At 63.2% G+C, this 21,352-nt stretch carries 17 protein-coding genes; 6 read left to right on the top strand and 11 right to left on the bottom strand.

All coding sequences use genetic code 11. The features are described 5' to 3' along the window. Positions 1-36: 36 nt before the first annotated feature. The 4 genes from JHL16_RS18895 to JHL16_RS18880 form a co-directional block, all read right to left on the bottom strand. Complete coding sequence (locus JHL16_RS18895) at positions 37-6,492, bottom strand: autotransporter-associated beta strand repeat-containing protein (RefSeq protein ID WP_200186404.1); 6,456 nt, start codon at positions 6,490-6,492, stop codon at positions 37-39. Between the two features lie 204 nt (positions 6,493-6,696). Continuing rightward, complete coding sequence (locus JHL16_RS18890; RefSeq protein ID WP_200186403.1) at positions 6,697-7,047, bottom strand: tRNA-binding protein; 351 nt, start codon at positions 7,045-7,047, stop codon at positions 6,697-6,699. A 3-nt stretch (positions 7,048-7,050) separates the two neighbouring features. After that, complete coding sequence (locus JHL16_RS18885; RefSeq protein WP_200186402.1) at positions 7,051-7,908, bottom strand: EamA family transporter; 858 nt, start codon at positions 7,906-7,908, stop codon at positions 7,051-7,053. A gap of 13 nt (positions 7,909-7,921) precedes the next feature. Next, a complete protein-coding gene (locus JHL16_RS18880) occupies positions 7,922-8,716 on the bottom strand; it encodes an ABC transporter permease (RefSeq protein WP_200186401.1) in 795 nt (264 codons plus the stop codon). 186 nt (positions 8,717-8,902) lie between these two features. On the opposite strand from JHL16_RS18880, the gene JHL16_RS18875 reads away from it, so the two are divergent. The 3 genes from JHL16_RS18875 to JHL16_RS18865 are packed head-to-tail and all read left to right on the top strand — an operon-like array spanning position 8,903 to position 11,455. Further along, complete coding sequence (locus JHL16_RS18875; protein WP_200186400.1) at positions 8,903-9,628, top strand: cyclase family protein; 726 nt, start codon at positions 8,903-8,905, stop codon at positions 9,626-9,628. A 24-nt stretch (positions 9,629-9,652) separates the two neighbouring features. Further along, a complete protein-coding gene (locus JHL16_RS18870) occupies positions 9,653-10,651 on the top strand; it encodes an ABC transporter substrate-binding protein (RefSeq protein ID WP_200186399.1) in 999 nt (332 codons plus the stop codon). Positions 10,652-10,663: 12 nt separating this feature from the next. Then, entirely contained in the window at positions 10,664-11,455 is a 792-nt protein-coding gene (locus tag JHL16_RS18865) for an ABC transporter ATP-binding protein (protein WP_246770975.1), read from the top strand. Here JHL16_RS18865 and JHL16_RS18860 read toward each other — a convergent pair. The 4 genes from JHL16_RS18860 to JHL16_RS18845 form a co-directional block, all read right to left on the bottom strand. Next, positions 11,445-11,813: a nuclear transport factor 2 family protein gene (locus JHL16_RS18860; RefSeq protein WP_200186398.1), complete on the bottom strand. Its 369-nt coding sequence runs from the start codon at positions 11,811-11,813 to the stop codon at positions 11,445-11,447. The genes JHL16_RS18865 and JHL16_RS18860 overlap by 11 nt on opposite strands. Positions 11,814-11,816: 3 nt before the next feature. Beyond that, positions 11,817-13,028: a trans-sulfuration enzyme family protein gene (locus tag JHL16_RS18855; protein ID WP_200186397.1), complete on the bottom strand. Its 1,212-nt coding sequence runs from the start codon at positions 13,026-13,028 to the stop codon at positions 11,817-11,819. Positions 13,029-13,106: 78 nt separating this feature from the next. Further along, positions 13,107-13,691 (bottom strand): helix-turn-helix domain-containing protein, encoded by a 585-nt coding sequence (locus JHL16_RS18850; protein ID WP_200186396.1) that lies wholly within the window; start codon positions 13,689-13,691, stop codon positions 13,107-13,109. Positions 13,692-13,736: 45 nt separating this feature from the next. Then, positions 13,737-14,579: a hypothetical protein gene (locus tag JHL16_RS18845; protein ID WP_200186395.1), complete on the bottom strand. Its 843-nt coding sequence runs from the start codon at positions 14,577-14,579 to the stop codon at positions 13,737-13,739. 196 nt (positions 14,580-14,775) lie between these two features. Here JHL16_RS18845 and JHL16_RS18840 point away from each other — a divergent pair, with 196 nt between their 5' ends. Then, complete coding sequence (locus JHL16_RS18840) at positions 14,776-15,984, top strand: outer membrane protein transport protein (RefSeq protein WP_200186394.1); 1,209 nt, start codon at positions 14,776-14,778, stop codon at positions 15,982-15,984. A gap of 51 nt (positions 15,985-16,035) precedes the next feature. After that, positions 16,036-16,980, top strand: a complete 945-nt coding sequence (locus tag JHL16_RS18835) for a hypothetical protein (protein ID WP_200186393.1) — start codon at positions 16,036-16,038, stop codon at positions 16,978-16,980. A 135-nt stretch (positions 16,981-17,115) separates the two neighbouring features. Here the strand turns inward: JHL16_RS18835 and JHL16_RS18830 are convergent, their stop codons facing one another. Beyond that, on the bottom strand, positions 17,116-18,519 hold the full coding sequence (locus tag JHL16_RS18830) for an APC family permease (protein WP_200186392.1): 1,404 nt from the start codon (positions 18,517-18,519) through the stop codon (positions 17,116-17,118). Positions 18,520-18,558: 39 nt separating this feature from the next. Then, positions 18,559-19,512 carry an agmatinase gene (gene speB / locus JHL16_RS18825; RefSeq protein ID WP_200186391.1) on the bottom strand — a complete coding sequence of 318 codons (954 nt, stop codon included), beginning with the start codon at positions 19,510-19,512 and terminating at the stop codon, positions 18,559-18,561. 115 nt (positions 19,513-19,627) lie between these two features. Between speB and JHL16_RS18820 the strand changes: the two genes are divergently transcribed. After that, entirely contained in the window at positions 19,628-20,662 is a 1,035-nt protein-coding gene (locus JHL16_RS18820; protein ID WP_200186390.1) for a response regulator transcription factor, read from the top strand. A gap of 178 nt (positions 20,663-20,840) precedes the next feature. On the opposite strand, the gene JHL16_RS18815 is transcribed toward JHL16_RS18820, so the two are convergent. Continuing rightward, positions 20,841-21,299, bottom strand: a complete 459-nt coding sequence (locus JHL16_RS18815) for an Lrp/AsnC family transcriptional regulator (protein WP_200186389.1) — start codon at positions 21,297-21,299, stop codon at positions 20,841-20,843. Between the last annotated feature and the right edge of the window lie 53 nt (positions 21,300-21,352).

The following is a 21,352-nucleotide window of genomic DNA, read 5'->3' as shown; positions in this document are numbered from 1 at the left end:
CCACTCCGTCAGGCCACATGGCCTGATGCTTGAAACTCAGAACTCGATAGCGAAGCTCGCCTGGCCGCTATGCTGCTCGGCATCGCGACCGATCTCGCCCATATAGGCCAGACCGAGTTTCGTCGACGCGCCCAAGGTCAGATCGAAACCCGCCTCGAATATCGCGGTATCCGCGGCGACGGGCGCGCCGGCGATGCTGAAGCCCGGCGCGTCGCCGAAGGAGACATCGATGAGGGGCGTGAGATCGCCCTCGGCATGGCGCCAGCCGCCCATGCCGCGCAAGGTGAGCGTCACGTCGTCGAGGGCGAAACGGCCCTCGGCGCGCAGGCCGAGCGTCGAGAAGGTCAAAGCCTGGGTATCGCCTTGAACAGAGAGTGCCGCGGTGCCGCCATCCTCATCGGCGTCATCCGTGTCGAGGCTCACATAGGCCAGGCCGGCGAAGGGCTCGAGCGCGAAGCCGCCGGTGCCGAAGCGATAGGCCGCCTCGCCGAAGGCTTGCGCGGTGCCGGCGGTGTAATCCCCGTCGAGACTCTCCTCGAGGCCGCCGAAGTCGATGTCGCGGGTGGTGTCGATGTCGCTCCAGCTATAGGAGGCGCCGGCGCGCAGGCCAAAGCCGCCCCAATTGCCGCCGGCATAGAGGCCGGCGTGATAGGAGCTCGCATCACCCTCGGACTCGCGGTCGCTCGCGTCGAAGGAGGACCGGGTGTAGCCGGTGAAGGCGCCGAAGCGCAGATTTTCGCTCGCCGCCGCATCGGCGCCGGCGATGAAGCCTCCAGAGGTGCGGCTGAAGCCTGCCGCATTGCCGTCGCTCTCGGTCTTGCCCCAGGAGCCGAAGCCTGTGCCCCACAGCGAAACGCCGCTGTCGGGCAAAGCGGCGAGCGCCATCACCGGAACGCTTTCGGAAGCGGCCCCGCCGAACGCGGTGCGCAGGCGCTCGAGGGCCGCGTCGCGGGTGAAATGGCTGTCCATCAGCAGCATGCTCTGCACCGAGGCGTGGACCTCGCCCGACAGGCTGTCGAAGGCCTGACGCGCCATGTTCTCGTCGAGATCGAGAATGGCGTCGAAAACGGCATGGCCGTCGCCGAGCTTTTCGGCGGCATCGGCGGTGGCGCGCTGGTTGCGGGTGCGGGCGACCTCGCCGAAGGAGATGTTGTTGCGCTCGAGCTCGAGGACCACGCTGGTGCCGGTGCCATAGGACAGGCTGGCATCGAGGAAAGCGAGGTTGCTGGTGACGTTGTCGAATTCTCCGCTGACGCTCTTGCCGGTGAGGATCGTATAGTTGGTGAGGCGGCCATAGCTGCCGGTGCCGGCGCGCACATCGACGGTGCCGCCTTCGATCGTCACATCGCCCGTCACGTCGAGCTTGTCGGCCTTGCCGGTTTCGTCGACCTCGACCCGGAAGATCGAATCGGCCTCGAATGTCGCGTCGCCCTCGACGATGAGGGTGCCGATCGAATTGCCGGTGGCGAGGATGCCGTCGCCCGCGACGACCAGACCGCCGATGCGGCCGGTGCCGGAGAGTGTCGCGCCTTCCTCGACCGTCACGGTCGAGCCCAGGAGCGATCCCGCGACCGAAAGCGTGCCGGCCGATACTTTGGTGGCGCCGGTCAGCCCCGATGTGCCGGTGAGGGTGAGCATGCCGGCGCCGGTCTTGGTGAAGCTGCCCTCGCCCTCGATCGCATTGGCGAAGCTGGCATTGGTCGCCTGGTCGATGATGAGCGCCCCGTCATTGTCGATCCGGCCGGTGCCGAAGCTCTGTGCCGTGCCTTTGACCGTGCCTTCGGTGATCGTGGTGCCGCCGCTGTAGCTGTTCACACCGGTCAAGGTCAGCACATCGTCGCCGAGCTTGGTAAGGCTGCCCGTGCCTGAGATGGCGCCGGCAAAGGTGACGGCATCGGACCGGTTGAAGATCAGCTCACCGTCATTGACGACAGCGCCCGACAACGAGCCGGTCGTGCCGCCATCGCCGATCGCGAGCGCGCCGGCCTTGATGGTGGTGCCGCCGGTGAAGCTGTTGGCGCCGGTGAGGGTGAGCTTGTTGGCGCCTTCCTTGACGAGCTTGCCGGCGCCCGAAATGTCACCACCGAAAGCAATGTCGTCGACGCGCTTGAAGACGAGCGTGCCGTCATTGGCGACATCGCCGGTGATCGAGCCGGTCTTGCCGCCATTGCCGATCTGCAGTGTGCCGGCGGCGATAATGGTGCCGCCGCTGTAGCTGTTGGCGCCCGTCAGGATGAGCGTGCCGGCGCCCGCCTGGGTGAGGCTGCCTCTGCCGGAAATCTCGTCTTCATACGTGATCTCGTCGGAACGGTCGAAGACCAGTTTGCTGTCATTGAGGATATCGCCCGAGATGGAGCCCGTCGTCGAGCCATTGCCGATCTTGAGCGTGCCGTCGGCGATCTCGGTGCCGCCCGTGTGGTTCACGGTTCCGGTGAGGGTGAGAACGCCCGCGCCGTATTTGCGCATCTCGCCGGTGCCCGAAATGTCACCATCATAGGTCATGGCGTTGTTGCGGGCGAAGAAGAGGGCGGCATTGTTAACGATGTCGCCGCTGATCGAGCCGGTGGTGCCGTTGCCGACCTGGAGGATGCCTTCTTCGATCGTCGTGCCGCCGGCATAGGTGTTGTCGCCGGAAAGGGTGAGCTTGGAAAAGGCGCCGGTTTTGACCAGGCTGCCGCCGCCGCTGATCGTGCCGGCGAAAACGGCGTCCTTCGAGGCGAAGTCCACCGTCAGCTCGCCATCGGCGCCGAGCTTGATCTCGCCCGTGCCGGTGATCGTGCCGACGGTCTGGGCGTGGCCATTGACGTCGAAAGTGGCGTTCGCCGAGACGTCGATGTCGGTGCTCTTGGCGAGGCTGCCGCCGGCGCCGAGCTTGAGGGTGCCGGCCTGGATCTTGGTGTCGCCCGTATAGGTATTGGCGCCGGTCAGTGTGAGCGTGACGGCCCCCTTCTTCACCAGATCGCCGGTGCCTGAGACGACGCCGTCGAAGTCGAGATCGTTGGAGCGGTTGAAGGCGAGGATGGCGTTGTTCGTCACATCGCCGCTGATCGAGCCGGTCTCGCCGCCATTGCCGATCTCAAGCGTGCCTTTCGAGATCGTCGTGCCGCCCAAATAAGTATTCGTGCCGGTGAGCGTCAGTGTGCCGGTGCCTTGCTGGGTGACGCCGCCGATGCCGGAAATGTCGTCCGCATAAGTGATATGGTCGGACCGGTCGAAGACGAGGGCGCCGTCATTGACGATGTCGCCGCTGATCGAGCCCGTCGTGCGGCCGTCGCCGATGCGCAAGGTGCCGGCTTCGATGGATGTGCCGCTGGTATGGGTCGCCGACCCGGTGAGGGTCAGAATGCCCGGGCCTTTCTGGACGAGCGATCCTGAGCCCGATATGTCGCCTTCGAACTCGTAGTCGTAACGGTTGAAAGCGAGCGTGCCGTCATTGACGACGTCGCCCGAAAGCGAACCCGAGACGCCGCCATCGCCGATCTGCAATGTGCCGTTCTTGATGGTGGTGCCGCCGGTATGAGTGGCATCACCGCGAAGGGTCAGAACGCCATCGCCGTCCTTTACGAGATCGCCCGAGCCGGAAATCTCGCTGCCGAAATCGATGTCATCCGAGCGTTTGAAGATGAGCGTCCCGTCGTTGATGACATTGCCGGTGATCTGCCCCGAGGTGCCGCCGTCGCCGACCTGCAGAGTGCCGTCCTTGATTTCGGTGTCACCCTTGAAATAATTCGCGCCGGTGAGCGTGAGCTTGCCGCCGCCGTCCTTTACGAGACCGCCTAAGCCCGTAATGACGCCGCTGAACTCGATATCGTCCGAGCGGTTGAAAGCGAGGGTGCCGCCATTCTCCACATCGCCGGTGATGCTGCCCGAGGTCCCGCCATCGCCGATCTGCAAGGTGCCGGAATTGATCCTCGTGCCGCCGCTATAGTCGTTCTCGCCGGTCAGTGTCAGCACGCCGATGCCGCTCTGGATGAGCTTGCCCGAGCCGGTGATCTCGCCTTCGAATTTGATGTCGTCGGACCGGTTGAAGATGAGCTCGCCATTATTGGTGACGTCGCCGGCAATGGAGCCGGTCGTGCCGCCGCTGCCGATCTGCAATTTGCCGCCCGAGATGGTGGTGCCGCCGGTATAGGTGTTCTCGCCGGTCAGGACGAGATAGCCGTTGCCCGCCTTGGTGAGCGAGCCGCCGCCGGTGATCTCGCCCTCGAAAGCAACCGTTGTCGTGATATCGACCGTGAGCGCGCCCGAGGCGCCGAGCTTGACCTCGCCCGCGCCCGAGAGGCGCCCGATCGTCTGGGCATGGTTGTTGAGGTCGAAGGTTGCGCTCGCAGCGACATCGACATCGGTGCTCGCGGCGAGGCTGCCGCCGGCGCCGAGCTTCAGTGTGCCTTGCTGGATCAGGGTGTCGCCGGAATAGGTGCTGGCGCCGGTCAGAGTGAGGGTGCCGGCGCCTTTCTTGACGAGATCGCCGGTTCCCGAGACGATGCCTCCGAAATCGATATTGTCGGAGCGGTTGAAGGCCAGGGTGCCGCTGTTGCTGACATTGCCCGACAGCGAGCCCGATGTGCTGCCATTGCCGATCTCGAGCGTACCGGCCGAGATCGTGGTGCCGCCGGCATGGCTCATGCTTCCGGTCACGGTCAGCGTGCCGGCGCCGCTTTTGGTCACGTTGCCGGTGCCGGTCACATTGCCGGAGAAGGTCGAATTGGTGGAGCGGTTGAAGGCGAGGGTACCGCTATTGGCGACATCGCCGGTGATCGAGCCGGTCGTGCCGCCATTGCCGATCTCGAGTATGCCGGCTTCGATGGTGGTGCCGCCCGAATAGGTGTTTTCGCCGGTCAGTGTCACCTTGCCGGGACCACTTTTGGTCAGGTCGCCGGTGCCGGCGAAGACCGTGCCATAGGCGCCGGAGCTCAGATTGATGGCGTCGGAAGCGTTGATGGTGCCCGATCCCGTCGTGCTGCCGGCGGTCGAGTTGAAGGTCACGACCGACAGCGTGCGGCCGGCGCCGACGTCGACCGTGCCGCCCGCGCCATTGTCGAGCGTGGTCACGCCCGACATGTTGCCGCCGATGAGCGAGATCTTGCCGCCATTGGAATTGTCGAAGCTGCCGGTCACCGTCACGTCGCCGGCGGTGACATTGATCTGGCCCCAATTGGTGATCGAACCGTTGCCGGCGATCATCTTGGCGCCGGCGCCGTTGAAATTGATGGTGCCGCCCCAATTGTTGATACCGGCGCCATTGGAGAACGTGCCGCCGGCGCCAACGTCGATGGTGCCGTTATTGTAAAGATCGCTATTGCCGCCCGCGAATGTCGCATTGGCGCCGATCTTGATGACGGCCTCTTGCCCGTTGATGACCTCGCCGATGGCGGTGACCTTGCGGCCGGCGCCGATATCGATCGTGCCGCCATTCTGGATCGTGGTGAAGCCGGTGGCGTCGCCCGCCGCGGTTGAACCCTCGACCTTCATGGTCGAGCCGCCAATGATCTTCAACGCGTTGGAATAGGCGCCTGAGACAGTCGTCGTGCTCAGGCCGCCGAGCTCGATGCGGCCATTGATGCTGCCGGCATTCTTGATGCTGTTGGTGCCGCCGGTGATGGTGATGGCGTTGTTGACGCTGCCGGTGTTGGTGTAGTCCACCGGCACGGCGCCGTCGCCCGGCTTGATGATGCCGCCGGCGTTGTTGGTGATCGTGACATTGCTGCCGATGATGCCGGAGCCCTTGTCGCCGGCGCTGTTGCGAATGCCGGTCGTGCCGTAACCGCCGGTGCCGCCGACGCCGCCCGAAATCGTGCCGCTGTTGTTGATGGTGACATGCTCGGTCATGCTGTTGACGGTGATGCCGTGGCCGCCATTGCCGCCCCGCCCGCCATCGCTGGTGGCCGAGCCGTTTGTGGAGTTGCCGTCACCGCCGGCACCGCCATTGCCGCCCTGAACCGTAACGCCGGCATTCACAGTAATGGTCGCATCCGTGCCGGGGCTCGTCACATAGATGCCGCTGCCGCCGCCACCGCCACCGCCGCCGCCGCCCCGCCCACCATTGGCGCCCGAGCCGATCGAGGAGGCATGGCCGCCATTGCCGCCGCTGGCGCCGAAAGTATTCGTGCCGATCGGGGCTGTTGCATCGGCATCGATCACGAGGCCGACGCCGCCGGCGCCGCCGCCGCCACCACCGGCAGCCCGGCCGCTAGCCCGGCCGCCGCCGCCGCCCCAGTCGGAAATACCGCCGCCGCCGCCGAGGATACCGCCGCCGCCATTCGCTCCATTGCCGCCATTGGTGCCGATGACAATGCCGTTGCCGGACTGGCCGGCGCTGCCGCCGCCGCCGGGATTGATACCGGCACTGGCATTTCCGCCCTGGCCGCCCGCCTGCTGAGCCGCGGCCGGTGACGCGATTGTGATGAACAAAGGCGCGGCCAGCGCCGTGCTGGCCAGGAGAAGTCCATGACGAAGCTGCCGCCCCGGCCGACGTTCGGTTGTCTTGGTCACGTATAAGCCCGTCCTGCTTGCGGCGCGCCCTGGGCAAAGCTCCGCCCGTCGCGGATGCACCTGCATCCGCGGCCGCCGTCTGTTGCAATTCCGTTACGGGCTTCGGTCCCCCAATGCCCTGCGCTGCAAGGTAAAAGTGTGGCCGCACGGAATCAATTCATGGCGGCGCTTCGGGACCTATCATTATTGGGGGGAATGGCCGGGTCAGCCGGCACGGGTGCCGTTCGGGACAGGTTTTTCCGGGATGGCGAGGACCGGAGTGATGCCGTCCTCATAACCGATGTCGAAAACCATCGCCTCGGAAACGATGCCGGCGAGCTTGCGGGGCGGAAGATTGACCACGAACAGGGCCTGGCGCCCGACCACTTCCTTCACATCGGCGCGCTCGCGCTTCATGCCGATGACGACATTGCGCCGTTCGGAGCCGAGATCGACGACGGCATGCACGAGATCGCGTGAGCGTTCGATCTCCGTAATGCTGACGATAGTACCGACCCGGATGTCGATCTTGGCAAGGTCATCGAGGCTGATCGGGGTTTTGAAGTCGGCCGTCATGTTTTATCCTTTCCGTGTTCTGTCACGCATGAGGGTCACCCCCGCCGAGGCGACCGAAACGAGGATCAGCGCCAGCCAGCCTCGCGATGTAAGCGCTTCGCCGAGGAGGGCGAGACCGATGAGCGCGGCGATGCCAGGCTCGAGACTCAGCAATACACCGTAGAGGCTGGGCGCGATCCGCTTCAAAGCCAGAAACTCCATGGCGAAGGGATAGGTCGAGAGCACCGCGACCGCCAGCACTTTGCCGATGTCGTGCCATGAGGTGAAGTATTGCGCGACACCGGTGACGCCGAAAGGCGCCACGATGACGGCCGCGATGGCGGTGGCCAGCGCGAAGCCGGTGAGATTGGGCAGGTTTCTTCCCGCCTTGGCCGAGACGAGGATGTAAAGCGCCCACATCACCGCATAAAAGAGCCCGAGCAGAAGGCCGGTCAGCGTCACCGGTCCCGATGCGCCGAGCGGCGCCAGGAGCAGGACGCCGGCAAGTCCCAGCGCCGGCCAGAGGAGGTCGAGTGGCCGGCGGATGCCGGTGAGGCTCACCGCCAGAGGGCCCAGGAAGCCGATGGTCGCGACGAGGCCCAGCGGCAGATGGCCGAGCGCCCAATAGACCGAGGCGTTGAAGCCGGCATAGATGAAGCCGAGCAGGCAGGCGTCGCGCCATTGCGGCCGCGACAGCGCAAAGATCTCCGACCAGAGAAAGGGCAGCAGCAGGAGGCTGCCGAAAGCGAGACGCAGGAAGAGCAGCGCCATCGGATCGCCCGCCGCCATCAAGTCCTTGGCGGTGCCGGTGCCGAGCTGGATGAGGATGATCGCCAGTATCGCCAGCAGTGGCGCCGGCAGACGGTTCGTCCAGGAGGTCATGACGAAACTGATCTCAATGAGACTGATGCGCCCAGGGCACCAGCCGCCGGGACAGGAGCTTGAAGGAGAGATCGAGCAGGATGCCGATCGCGCCGATGATCAGTATGCAGACGAAGATGTCCGAGGTCTGGAGAAAACGCTGCGCCCGCATGATGCGGAAGCCGAGGCCTTCGCTCGACGCCAGCAGCTCGGCCACCACGAGATAATTCCAGGCGCCGGACACGTTGATGCGCAACGTGTCGAGCATGCTCGGCAGGACCGCCGGCAGGATCACCCGGCGCAGCACGTGGAGACGCGAGGCGCCCAGCGTATAGGCGGCGTTGACCATCTCCATCGGCACGAATTTCACCGCGTCGGCGATCATCAGCACATTCACGAAGAACACACCGAGGAAGATGATGAGGACCTTGGAGGCCTCACCGATGCCGACCCAGATGATGACGAGGGGAATGAAGGCGGCGACCGGCATGTAGCGGATGGCGCCGGTGATCGGAATGATCATCGCCTCCATCGAGCGGAAGCTGCCGGCGAGGAGGCCGAGCGGTACGCCGAGCACGGCGGCGAGAAGAAAGGCCGCCGCCACGCGCAGGCTGCTGGCGCCGATATCGGTGAGGAGCTTGCCGTCACTCCACAGAGTCGCGGCCGATTGCAACGTCGCCTCGGGAGACGGCAGGAAGAGCTGATGATCGCCGCTCCGCGTCGCGATGATCCAGGCAAGCAAGGGCAGAGTGATGGTCGCGACCATCAGGAAGAGCTCCAGCGGCCGCGAAATCGGCAGGCGGATCGGCCAGAAGACAGAGGATCTCAAATCGCCCGGGAGACGAGCGGGGAGAGCGTGTCGATAAGACGCTTCCGGTGTGTCGGCGGTCAATGAGTCTTGGGCAGCGGTCATCAAAAGCCCCATTAGAATAGAATTTTTTGGCTTCTTGTCTTGCGAGGCGTATCATTATATGTAAATCTTAGTACAGTAAACAGATATGAATGGATTGGCCGCATGCTGTCTCCGGTGTTCACCGCCGCCTGCCAGGTGATCGATCTCTCGCATGCCTATTCGGCGGCGGCGCCACATTATCCGGGCGACCGGCCGATCGAGCGCCGGCAAGCGGGCACGCGCGCCAGAGACGGCTTTCTCGATTACCGGCTCGATATGGCGGAGCATTGTGGCACCCATCTCGATGCGCCGCTGCATTTCGCCGAGAATGGACTCGCGGTGGACGAGATCCCGCTGACGCAGCTCATGGGGCCGCTGGTGGTGATCGATATCAGCGCCAGGGCACAGCATGATCCCGATGCGCAGATCGAGGTGAGCGATATCACCGGCTGGACAAACCGTCAGGGCGCACTTCCATCGGCCGCCATCCTGGTGATGCGCTCGGGCTGGTCCCGCCGCTGGCACGATGCGGCGCGTTATTTCGGCAGTGTCAATGGAAGTCATCACAGCCCAGGCTGGTCGCTCGCGGCAATCACTCATCTGATCGAGAAGACCGATGTGGTCGGCATCGGTGTCGATACGGCGAGCATCGATCCGTTCATCGCCGCCGATTTTCCGGTGCATCGCGCCTGGCTCGGCGCCGGCCGCTGGGCGCTGGAAAATCTCAGCGGTCTCGAGCAGCTGCCCGAGCAGGGTGGCTGGCTCGTCGCCGCCGTCGCCCGGATCACCGGCGCCACCGGATTTCCGGCGCGGGTGTTTGCTTTCGTGCCCAACCAGAAGAAGCCTTGAGCTCATAACAAAAGGGAGGAATTCATGTTCAGGACCATCACACGGCGCGGCTTCGTCGGCCGCGCGACGGCGGCGCTCGCCGCCAGCGCACTGCCCATCGGCGCCGCCCATGCCGCCGGCGTCCCCAGTCTGAAGCTCGGCATGGGAACCTGGGTAGGCTATTGCCCGGTCTATATCGCGCTCGCCAAAGGTTTCTATGAGGAAGCGGGCGTGGCGCTCGAGCTCACCACCTTTTCCGGCAATGACGCCGCGCCGGCTTTCGCGGCGGGCCGTGTCGACATGACGAGCACCGCCGGGTCGAGCGCCCTGACGCTCGCTGCCAATGGTATCGCCTTCAAGAACTTCCTCATTCCGGATTTCTCCGTCGGCGCCGATGGCATACTGGCGCGCAATACAATCAAGGACCTCGCCGATTTCAAAGGCCGCCGCATCGCCGTCGAGCTCGTCGCCGTCAGCCATTTCATGCTGCTGCAGGTGCTCGATACGGTCGGTCTCAAGGAAGAGGATGTCACGCTGATCAATCTGGCGCCCGATGTCGCGGCCGCCGCCTATCGGTCGGGCGAGGTCGATATCGCCGTCACCTACGCGCCCTATCTCGGCCAGGTGAACAAGGAAGTGCCGGACGGGCGCATCATCTTCGACACCGCGGCGATGCCGACGGCGATCGTCGATTATTACCAGGTGCGCGACGATGTGCTCGCCGCCAAGCCGGAGGCCGTCAAAGCCTTTGTCAAGGCGACCTTCAAGGGCCTCGACTTCCTCAGATCCGATCCGGCGGCGGCGCTCGATATCTGCGCCAAGGCGATGGGCGTTCCGGCCGATGCCGTGGCGCAGGATCTCAAAGGCGTCTATCTGCCGAGCCCCCAGGAGAATGTCGCGGCGATGACGGATCCCCAGAGCCAATATTATGTGATCGACAAGATGCGCGCGCTGGCGGAATTCCTGGTCGGCAAGGGACAGATCCAGGCGGTGCCCGACCTGGCGAAGTTCTACGACGCGTCGGTCGTCAAAGCGGTTCTCTGACTCGTGGCTGATATGATGATGCATCATCGCGCGGCCGCCACCGCGGTCGTGCCACCGAAACTCGAGGTGAGGGAGGTCGGTGTCAGCTTCGCCACCAGGAACGGCCGCTTCGATGCGCTGGCCGGCGTTTCGATGCGTGTCGCCGAGAACGAGCTGGTGGCGATCGTCGGTGGCTCGGGCTGCGGAAAATCGACCTTGCTCAAGGTGATCGGCGGGCTCCTGCCGGCGACGACGGGCGCCGTCCTGGTGGATGGGCGCGCCATCGAAGGGCCGGGCGCCGATCGCGGCATGGTGTTCCAGTCCTATTCGCTTTATCCCTGGCTCAGCGTCTATGAGAATGTCGCTTTCGGCCTGCGCCTGCGCGGTGCGTCCGAAGCGGCCATCAAGGAGCGGGTCGAGCATCATCTGGCGATCGTTTCGCTTTATGAGCGCCGCAATGCCTCACCACATGAGCTGTCGGGCGGCATGAAGCAGCGGGTGGCGATCGCCCGGGCGCTCGCCAACGAGCCGTCACTTCTGCTGCTCGATGAGCCCTTCGGCGCGCTCGACGCCCAGACGCGCGCCCGCATGCAGGAGTTTCTGCTCGATCTGTGGGGGCGCACCCGCATGACCATGCTGATCATCACGCATGACATCGAGGAGGCCGTGTTCCTCTCCAACCGGGTCTATCTGATGAAGGGACCTCCCGGCCGGATCGTCACCGAAAGAACGATCGACCTCCCGGCGCAGCGCGAGGGCGGTGTCAAATTTTCACCGCGCTTCAACGAGCTGCGCCGCGAGCTGCTCGCTCATCTCACCGGATGAAGGTCTTGCGGAAGGCGTCCTTGCGGCGGATCCTGTCGCCTACGAATTCGAAGATGTCGCAGCCTCTCGTCTCGACGCTGCGGCCGCCTTCGTTTCTGACATAGGACCATTCGGCGATGCCGAGATCGCCCATGACAGCGCAGCGGCCGCCCCGGCTTTCGCTGTCGCCGTCAAACGTCAGCATCCGGTGGAAACCAGCCTCGACCGCGGCGCGGCCGCTGAAGGTTTCACCGGGTTCGGGGCCGACGGACGCCTGATAGATGCAGTCATCAGTCATGAAGGTCATCAGCGTCGCGACATCGCCCCGTGCCCAGGCGTCGTTGAACTGCTCGAGCCGTTCCAGCGTCATCTTCGCCATGGGTCAGGCCATCGCATCGAAAGCGCGCTTCAGGTCGCGGCAGAGATCGCCCGCATCCTCGAGGCCGATGCTGAGGCGGAAGAAACCATCACCGGCGAAGTCGCGATAACGCTTGAGCGCCGCGTCATCGAGCTTGAAGGTGGTGCGCTGCAGGTCGTTGGTGTCGCAATGCAGGATGAGGCTGTGCGAATGGCCGAGCGAGGCGGCATATTTGAAGATGCGGAGCCTGTCGTGGAGCGCGCGGCCGAAACGCTGCTGGTCCTTCACGGTGAAGGAGATCATGCCGGATCCCAAGGCCATCTGGCGCTTCGCCAGCTCATATTGCGGGTGTGAGGGCAGATGCGGATAGCGCAGTCGGGTGACGAAGGGCTGCTCGCTCAGGAATTGCGCGACGGTCAAAGCGCTGCGTGAATAGGCCTCCATGCGGATCGGCAAGGTCTCGATGCCGCGCAGGATGAGCCAGGCGTTGAAGGGGCTGATGCTGGCGCCGAGATGCGTGACGACCTCCTCGCGCAACGCTTTCATGTCTTTCGCGGCACCAATGACGGCGCCGCCCAGCGCATCGCCATGGCCGCCGATATATTTGGTCAGCGAGTGCACGACATAATCGGCGCCCAGCGCCAGGGGCTGCGTGATCACTGGGCTGGCGAAGGTCGAGTCGATGGCGAGCTTGGCACCGGCCGATTTTGCGATCGCCGCAAGCCCTGCGATATCGGCGAGCTTCAGCACCGGGTTGCACGGGCTCTCGGCATAGATGAGACGGGTCTTGCCTGGAACGGCCTTGGCTTTGACCGCGGCGAGATCCGCCATGTCGACGAAGTCGGCCTTGATCCCCTTGCGCAAAAGGAGGCCGCGGGCGAATTCGGCCGTGCCCGCATAAGAGATGTCGCTGATCAGCACATGGTCGCCGGGATCGAGCAGATGCAGGAACAGGCCGGAAATGGCGCCGATGCCGCTGGCGAAGACGACGGCGTCCTCACCGCCTTCGAGGGCGGTGAGCTTCTCCTCGAGCTGGCGGCCATTGGGGTGCCATTCGCGCGCATAGGCGAACGACACCTTGTCGAGCTGGGTGCCCTCGGCCGAAAAGCCGATCTCGCCGAAGCGGCTGGCATAATTGGCCGCCATGCTGATATCGGGCGCGATGGCGCCGGTCACCGGATGCGGCTTGATGCCGGCATGCACGGCTAGGGTCGCCAGTTTGCTGGAAATGGCCATACGAAATCGTCCTCTCATCACTGCTTGAGAGACCGATATATCAATTTAACGAACTAATAGTCAATATAATGATACAGGCTATCTGCCCTGGCCACCGCGTCCCGGCTCGCACACGACCATCAGCATCTGGACGTCCTTGGCCCCGTCATTGGCGTAGCGGTGCGGCTTGTCGGCGATGAAGGTGATGGTCTGCCCGGCCTTGGCGCGACAGGTGGTGCCGCCGATCGTCAAAGTGAGCTCGCCCGATTTGACGAACAGGATCTCGCGCGTGCCGACCGGATGGGCGACGCCGTCATGCCATTCGCCCGGCACCAGATGCCAGGACCAGAATTCGATGAGCGAGGGATTGTCGAAGCCGACCACCAGATTGCCGGCGCTGCCATTGCGGCCCGTCCACAGCTGGGTCGCCTCGTCGGGCGAGATCAGGCGCACGGTCGAGGCATCGCTCGTCTCGATGAATTTCGACACCGCGACGCCCAGCGCATTGGCGATCTTGCACAAGGTGCCGATGCTCGGATTGGTCTTGCCCTGCTCGATCTGCACCAGCATGCCCTTGCTGACGCCCGAGAGCTTGGCGAGCTGGTCGAAGGTGAGGGCGCGCTGGCTGCGCACTTCGTTGATATTGGTGCCGATGACGGCGGTGAGCGTCGAAATATCGTCCATGGGCTTAGACTAACAGACTGAAACGGCGGTCGACAAGGAAACCGGTCAGGCCCGGATCGCCTTCTCATAGGCCTGGTCGATGATGGCGAGTTTGACCGCCTGGGCCATCGTATATTCCTGCCGGAAGCGCTGCGACACCCACATCACCGACTGGCCGCGCTTGCCCTGCCAGCCGATGCTGCCGAGCGCCTCGGCGTCGCGCAATTTGCGCACCAGATGGCTGCGCGACAGCCGGAGCCATGCCGCCATCTCCTTGACCGAGGTGATCGCGGTCGGGATCTGCTCGGCATGGACGTCGCTGTCGGCGATGCCGGCGATGATGCGGTCCATGACGATGCCGCCATTATTGAGCCAGGTGAACAGTGAGAAGGTCTTTTCCGGTTCGCGGATCATCGGCGAGGCGAGAAGGGCGTCGGCGATCAGGGGCTGGGTCAGGCCGAGAAGATCGGGCCTGGCAAGATAGGCCTGGCATCGGCTGCCATGATCGAGCCCATCGAGGGTGGCGAGATGCACCAGGAGCCAGCCGTGGATTTCCTGCAGGCTCGTTTCGGTGGGTTCGATCGGCCGGGTGCGTCGGTCGCTGCCGCCCGCAACGGTGCGGGCGAAATTATATTGCTGCATCTCCTTGACGAAGGTGTCGGCGGTGTTGCGGCTCGCCACCTTGTGCTGCTCGACGAGATCGAGAAACTCGGTGATCTTGAAGCCCTTTACGTTGCGTCGGAAATAGAGCGCCAGGGCCGCATGCGCCATCAGCCAGCGCTGCTGGGTGGCGAAGACCGAAGCAAGGCGCGGATTGGCCTCGAAAGTCTGCACCAGAACAGCGCATTGCTGTCTGATGCAAGCCGGTAAGGCCGGATGATCGGCGATCTCGTCTGTCGTCAATGCCATGCTGTAGCCGCCCCGCGCGCGATCCGTCTTGCCAGACCCGCGCCTTTTCCGCCAGAGTGCAATTCAGGCGCGGGATGCGAAAAAGCGGATACCGGTTTTTCGCGACAATCCCGCGCCAAAAATATAGAGCTGAGCACGATGATTTTGGATTGTGTCAATCCAAACTCATCATGCTTAGGGGACGTATCACTTATATATGACTATTCGTTTCACGCTGCCGCTTCTCGGCGCCGGCTGGCTGACGCTGGCAGCGATGACGCCCGCTTGCGCCGGCGGTTTCGCGCAAGGCAGCGCCGATACGGATATCCTGTTTGCCGATGAAGCTTTCGCGGTGCGCTCCAGCGTGACGGTGGTGAACCCGACACGACGTTATGGGCGCAACCCCAACAACCCGGCACTCGAAGGCACCGACTATGCGGCGACCTATGAAATCCCTTCCGTCGCAGTCAAGGTAACTCTCACGGACCATGTTCTCTGCGCCGGCACATATGTGAAGGCATTGGGTGGCCAGGCCGACTATGGCAGCCCGAAGAATGCCGCCCATCCGAGGCCGATCGCGCCCGGCATCGCCAATGCCGGCAAGATCGAGGAGGAATTCGGCATCTATGAGACGGGGCTCACTTGCGCCGTCGCCTATGATATCGGACCCGGAAGAGCCTATCTGCTCGGTGGCGGTTTCCGCGAGAAATTCTCCTATGACCGCCACGACATCTTGACGGCGCAGGGCCAGCAACGCGTGCCGGACGGGACCACGATCGGTGATGCGCGGCTCTCTTTCGACGATGAGCACTATGGCTATCGCTTCGGCGCCGCTTATGCGATCCCCGAGATCGCCTTCCGCGCCGCGTTGATTTATCGCTCGGGGACCTCCTATGACCCCGAGGGCGAGCTCGAGATCGAAACCCCCAATGGCGTCTCGTTGCTCGACGCCTACGGATCGGGCGACCTGCCGCAAAGCGTCGAACTCACATTGCAGTCCGGCATCGCCGAGGGCTGGATGGCCTATGGCGCGGTCAAATGGACCGACTGGAGCGTGGTGAAGCAGTTCATCGCGCAGAGCTACTGGTCGGCGGACGTGCCGGGGCCGGGCAGCATCAACGATTATTTCTGGCGCGATGGTTGGACGCTGACCGGCGGCATCGCCCATGATTTCGACGAGCGCACCTCCGCGCTCCTGGCGCTGACCTGGGATAGAGGTGTCGCCACCGGCTACGACCATGCGAGCGAAAGCTGGACGCTGTCGAGTGGTGCTGCTTACGACTGCCCGTGGGGCGGAAGGCTGAGCGCCGGCGGCGCTTTGAGCTACATCGCCGCGTCCGAGGAAACGAAGTATGGGGAATTCAATACGACGGTCGACACCGGCTGGGCCTATGCGCTTTATGCCGGCTATCGGGTGGCGTGGTAGGACTGCGCATCAAGAACAACGAGTGGACTTCTGAGAACTTCAGAAATGCCGATGAAAAACACTATCCAATCTTTCAAATGTTCGTTCTTGGGAGGAGTCCTTCTTCTCTTGCTGTGCACTGAAGCAAGCGCTGGGGAGCAAGTTGAGGACAAAGTCCGCACGTTTCCTGATGTCACCGTTGTACGACCATTTTTGAACTCGCTCGACAAGCAGCCCGAATGTCGAGAATGGGCCGACAATTTTCAGCTTCTGAGTTCGAGCAACAAAGGTGACTTGTTTTTTAGGATTCGCGTCAGAGACGTTCCTAAGAGCAATTGCGCAGCTCTCACCAGAGTGGCTGGAAGAATTGCGCAATTTGTACTTCGTTCTTCGGAATCTATGCCTGAAGAGTTATCTGGACAACCGTCCGAGACCTACTGGACTGGAGAATGGAAAATTACCGAGCGCTTGAATGTGGCGCGAGTGGAAGAGCAGTTGAATGGAGATGAGGTGCAGGTTTATCAGCCGACGGACACCCTCACAGAGGCTTGGGATGATAGCTGCGTATCGGTATTTGATAAGATCGTAGTTAGTGATGGGAACGCGCGGAAAACGTTCTATCTTCTGGCGATATCCAATGAGAACCCTTTTCTTCGTCGATTTGATCAGGACTTTAGTTGTCCAAACTGGCAAGGCAGGAGTTCGGCCTCACAATATGTGGCGACATTTGACATTGATGGAGGTGCCCTCAATGAGGGCGCCTTCTTCTTTGACAGATCATTTGGAACACTTCTCCTGCCGCGATCGCGAGTTGAGGATTTTTGTATATTTGTCTCGGAACTCGGAGTTACCTACGCGTATCTATCCGAGTATGAGCTTCGACAAGTCCTAGCGAGTGAGAAGCTCTTCGCAAGCGTTGCCGGAATGGTCGAGCAATCATTCGAGGTCTCCCGTGATGAAAGTCGAGATGCCGCAATACGTCTCCTGCAAAACTTTGGAAAATGTGACAGATGGTAGGGCAGGTCAGCAATGCGGCGCGCAAGGCCGATGAGATGCTGTCACAAATCTTGCCCGTCTCGAATTGCGCGGTAGTCTGGAAATAGGAGAGGGGCCGCCGCCTTTGAGGCGGAACGGCCCCTTTTTGAACGCGGACTACCGCTTCGGCAGAAATGCCCTGACGATGAAGCCCAGCACCGCCAGGATCGAGACGACCAGCAGCACGGCCCAGTTTTCGTACCAGGGCAGCTCGGCGAAGCGCGGCCAGGAGATGTTGGCCGTCTGGAAGATCAGCCAGACCGCGGCGGTGATGGTTACGACGCCCGACCATTTGCCGAGATTGAAGCTCGAAGGCTTCACCCCTTGCGTGATCCGCTCATAGGCGGCGGCAAGCGCGGGGAACAGGAACGAGATATAGAAGCCCGCGGTGGTGAAGGTCAGCAGCATCATATAGATGTTGGTGAAGCTCAGCGCGAAGAAGACGAGCGACATAACCGCCGCCGCGAGAATGGCGTTGACCGGCAGGCGGTCCTCGCCTGACAGCTTCGCCAGCGTCTTGGCGAATGGCAGATCGCCCTCGCGCGCCAAGGCCCAGATCACCCGGGACACCGAGGCCTGCAGGCCCACCATGCAGGCGATGAAGCCGATGACGAAGGTGGCGGTCATGAAATGCAGACCGACGGGGCCCAGATGATGCTCGATGGTCGCCGCGACCGGATCGGCCACCGAACCGGCGCGCACTGCGGCCAGATCGGGAATGGCGAGGATCACCGCCAGCGCTGAGAAGGCGACGATGGTCGACACGAAGAGCAGCGAATAGATCATCGCTTTGGGCACCGCGCGCTGCGGGTCCTTCACTTCCTCCGCGATCGAGCCGGCACTTTCGAAGCCGACGAAAGCCCAGCCGGCAATGGCGACGCCGAAGAGGAGAGGAGGCAGCATGAAGCCGCCGGTCGCCGGATCGATCACGCCTTCGCTCAGCACCGAGATGTCGTTCACCTGATAGAGGCCGAGGAAGACGATGCCGAGGCCGATCGAGCCGATGATCTCGGCGACGATGCACAGGCCGATGATGACTTTGAGGAACTTACGGCCGATCGTATTGGCGAGCGTGATGCCGGCGATCAGCGCCAGCGCCAGCATGATCGTCACCGGCTTCGAGGTGGAATCGAGGCCTAAGAATTGCGCCAGGAAGCCGGCGCCGCCGAGCGACACCGCGGCGATGGCGATGGGCAAGGTCCAGATATAGGCCCAGCCGGCGAACCAGCCATAGGTGGGGCCTAAGAGGTGGCGCGACCATTGATAGATGCTGCCTTCGAGCGGCAGGCGCGACACCAGCATGGCGAAGGACAGCGCCACCAGCATCTGTCCGGCGAGCGTGATGGGGAAGCCCCACCAGAAGCCCGGGCCCACCATGGTGAGGCCGACGGTGAAGATCGAATACAGCGCCACGATCGGCGAGATGAAAGCGAAAGCCAGCGAGAAGGCCGATGTGGCCGTGAAATCACGCAGCAACTCAGTCTGGCCGGCCTTGCGGCCGGCCTCTTCGACAGCAGACATAGATATGTTTCCTCCAGGATTCCCGCTCGGAATGGCGGGTTATTTCAGAATTGACAAGGTTTCGAGAATGATGCGGCAGGCGGCGATCTGCGTCGTCTTGGTGACGTCGAGCGACGGCGCCACTTCGACCAGGTCGGCGGCGCCGATCTTGAGGCCCTTGAACTCGGCGATGATGGCGAACATCTCGCGCAGCAGCATGCCGCCGGCGGTAGGCACGCAGGTGCCGGGCGCCACGGTGAAGTCGAGCGCGTCGATGTCGATGGTGAGATAGACGTCACGGTCGCCGACCACGGCCGCGGCCTTCCGGCCGATCGCCTGCGGGCCGTCGCGCATCACATCGTCGAGCGAGAGGACGGTCATGCCCTGCTTCTTGGCGTATTCGAGCTCGGAGCGCGGATTGAGCCAGCCGCTGATGCCGATCAGCACCGTGTGCTTGGGGTCGAAGCCCGCATCGACGGCGCGGGTGATCGGGCAGCAATGGCTGTCCTTCAGGCCGCCGACATTATCGGCCGTGTCGAAATGCGTGTCGAACAGAATGAGGCCGGGGTTCTTGCGCCGTTTGGCGAAAGCGCGCACGCCGCCGATGGTCACCGAATGATCGCCACCGAGGATGAAGGGCCGGGCGCCGCCATCGAGGATCTCGCCCGCCATATGGGCCGCCTTTTCCATGGTGGCCGTGACGTCACCGGGGACGACCGGAACATCGCCGCAATCGGCCATTTTCAGCTTTTTGGCGAGGTCGATGTCGGAGGTGGCGTTATAGGTCAGGAACAGGCTCGAATGCTCGCGGATGCCGCGCGGGCCGTAATTGGCGCCGGTGCGGCTGATCGAGGTCGAATCGAAGGGAAAGCCCAGGAAGCCGACATCGAGCTTGGCTGCCGCTATGGCGTTTTTGTCGGCGGCGACATAAGGAAGGCGGAAGATCGTGCCGGCAATGCCGGCATGGATCAGGCCGTTCCACATGGTTTCGTCGATGACGGTCGTGCTGCTCACTGCGAGGCTCCCTTTTGTTGTTGTGCTTGTCGAAAATCGCCGAAACCTTGGGAAGAAAGCCGCGGGCTTGCAATCATGACGGGCGTCATGGGGGCCCTGTCCACCGGCACGCCTCATGACCACCGCCCAATCCCTTCTCGCCCGGGCGATCGCCGCCATCGGCAAGCCGCATCTTTATGAGGCGGTGGGGCAGTGGCTGTCGGCGGAGATCAAAAGCAGCCAGTTCATCGTGGTGCGCTATGCGTTCCATGGCGCGCCGGAAATGATCGTCAACGAGGTGCTGCCCAAGGACGTGCTCGAGCTTTATCTGGGCGGCGGCTATCGCTTCGATCCGCTGCTCCGGCTGTGGCGCCAGCGCCAGGCGCCCGTCTGCGCCATCGTCAATGAATTGTCCGGCGACCCCGAGACGGTCGAGCATTATCTCGAGGCGATCTTCCGGCGCGCCATCATCCGCGACGAGCTGGCGCTGCTCGCACCCGCGCCGGCGCCGGTCTGCGTCGCTTTCTGCCTCGAGCGGCGCAACCAGGAATACACGAAGGCCGATCTCGCCGTCGCCGAAACGCTCTTGCCGGTCGTCACCGAGATCGTGCGTCTCCATATCGAATTCTGCGTGCTGGCGAGCGGCGCCGGGGCAGCGCCTTCGATCTTTGGCGATTATCGCCTGCCGCTCGCGGTGATCGACCGGACCGGGCGCATCGTCCATGCCAATGAGCGCTGGACGGCGGAAGGCCTGAGCCGGCTCCTCTCCGACACCTTCATCGCCGACATGGCGGCGATCCCGTCGGGCGAGCGTGCCCTCGACCGCGACTGGCGGCTCGGCTGGAATGCGTTGGCGCCGGATTTCCCGCTGGCGCCCAAGGGCTCGCTGGTGATGGCGCAACGGATCGAGCCCGCCCAGGCGGATGAAGGTTATGACGCCGCCTTTGCGCGCTTCGTGCGCCGGCATGGGCTCACCCCACGCGAGACCGATGTGGCCCGCCTCGCGCTGCTCGGGCTTCCCAATGAGCAGATCGCCCGAAAGCTCGATCTCACGCCGGGTTCGGTGCGTAATCACCGCTCGCATGTCTATGGCAAGCTCGATGTCACGAGCGAGCGCGAATTCTTCCGTGCCTTCCTTGCCGAGGTGCTCACCAAAGTCGGAAACGAGTAAACTGGCGTCTCCAACATTTCCCCTTCTCCCGTTGCGCAGCAATGGGAGAAGGTGCCCGACAGGGCGGATGAAGGCTCTTGGATGGTGAAGCGTTACTCGAACAAAGAGCCCTCACCCGGCCTTCGGCCACCCTCTCCCATCCTCCGGACGGGAGAGGGGGAAAACTGCGCGGTTCTCCTTACTCGATCGGGATGGTCAGGCCGACCTTCACCCGGTCCATCACCACGAGCGTGTTGAAGCGGCGGATATTCTTGTTGTTGAACAGGAAGTCGGTGGTGAAGCGCTCATAGTCGATCATGCTCTTCACCGCGACGATGAGGATGAAGTCGACCTCGCCCGTCACATAATAACATTGCATCACTTCCGGCGTGGCGCGCATCGCCTTCTTGAAGTCGCTCATGATGTCGGGGCGTTCGCGCTCGAGCGACACTTCGACCACCATCATCAAGGGATGGCCGACGGCCGCCGGCGAGACGACGGCGATCTCGGATTCGATCACGCCGGCCTCGCGCATCCGGTTGAGACGGCGCAGGCACGCCGACGGTGAAAGCCCGACTTCCTCGGCCAATTCCTGCGCGGTGCGCCTCGAATTGGCCTGCACCAGCTTGAGGAGACGGATATCGAAGGGATCGAGCATGACAAAGCGCCGCCTGAATTTTTCACGTTGCGCTGCTTTACGCGTAAATTTTG

This window comes from Taklimakanibacter albus, assembly GCF_016595235.1.
Lineage (GTDB): Bacteria > Pseudomonadota > Alphaproteobacteria > Rhizobiales > Aestuariivirgaceae > Taklimakanibacter > Taklimakanibacter albus.
Note: the sequence above shows the minus strand (reverse complement) of the source record. Positions and strands in the feature narration are given on the sequence as shown.